The organism is Flavobacterium aciduliphilum, from assembly GCF_003268855.1.
GTDB lineage: Bacteria > Bacteroidota > Bacteroidia > Flavobacteriales > Flavobacteriaceae > Flavobacterium > Flavobacterium aciduliphilum.
Window position 1 is genome coordinate 1 of sequence record NZ_QLSZ01000027.1, and the last position, 1,346, is coordinate 1,346.

The window sequence follows — 1,346 nt, forward strand, 5'->3', positions numbered from 1 at the left end:
TCCGAATCTTTAGTGTTTAAAAGGAACAAACACGAAATACCATCGTTATTATCATCACATACTTCATAATTGGTTGGCGTGTTGATGATTGGGGCAGGAATTTGAGTAACCACTCCAGAGGCACTAACGCCCACACAACCTGTAACGGTATTGGTGGCCACTACAGAATAAGTTCCCGAAATAGTGGTGCTAAAAGAAGCTACATTTCCTGGATTGGGTCCTGAGGGTACAGTCCAAGCATACGAATAGGTTCCAGCAACAGCGGCAGAGGCAATCACAGTAGCGGCATCCCCTTGACACACCGTTGGGCTATTAACTGTAATAACAGGTAGCGGATTCACTACGAGTTTAAAAGAACCCACCGAACTACATCCAGTAATGGTATTTTTAATCACATACCAAATTGTTTGAGTATTTGGAACGGTATTAGTATATAAATTAGGGAGTGCATTCGTTTGAGCAATGGCATCAGCTTGTGTTTCATAATAAGATACGCTCATAGCAGTCTGTCCATTGATAATCTCAGTATCTTTAGTAGGCAGATTAAATTGTTCTAAACCATCCCCAGGATTGTTGTTATCACAAAGTTGGTAATCGGTTACATTGGTAACTAGATTTGGTTTAGGATTTACAATTAATTGTAAAGTAGTAATAGCGTAACAAGCAGGAGCATTCGGGTCAATCACACGAATGTATACGGTTTGAGAATACGCATTAGTATTGTTGCAATAAGGGTTTTGAGTAATAGGATTAAATCCATTTTGAGCATCGGTAAGCGTCCAATGGTAGGTTATGACTAACCCCGGAGTGGTGGTTACTTCGGTATCTTTAGAATGCAAATCAAACAAACATGAAATACCATCATTATTATCGTCACAGACTTGATACGAGGTAGGAGTGTTTAGGGTAGGAGCGCCGATAAGCGTTACCGTTCCAGAAGCACTTGCACTCACACAAGACGTTGTAGTATCAGTAATTAATACGTCATAAGTTCCCGCTATTGTTGTAGTAAACGAAGCCACATTTCCTGGGTTTGAAAGGAAAGGTCCAGACCAAGCATACGAATAAGTTCCTGAAGTTCCAGCAGTAGCCGTTACGGTAGCCGATTGTCCTTGACATACGGTTGGACTATTAACCGTCACCGTTGGGTTTGGATTAACCGTTACGGTTCCCGAAGCACTAGTGCTCACACAGGTTGTAGTCGTATCGGTAATAATCACGTCATAGGTTCCCGCTATAGTTGTAGTAAACGAAGCTACATTTCCAGGATTGGTAGTATAAGGCCCAGACCAAGCATACGAATAAGTTCCTGCTGTTCCAGGAGTAGCTGTTACCGTAGCCGATTG

Annotated in this window: 1 pseudogene; it reads right to left on the reverse strand. The window is 41.9% G+C overall.

Annotated features, from left to right (window positions below):
• A pseudogene (locus tag CLV55_RS12855) lies at positions 1 to 1,346 on the reverse strand (immunoglobulin domain-containing protein); the annotation flags it as partial.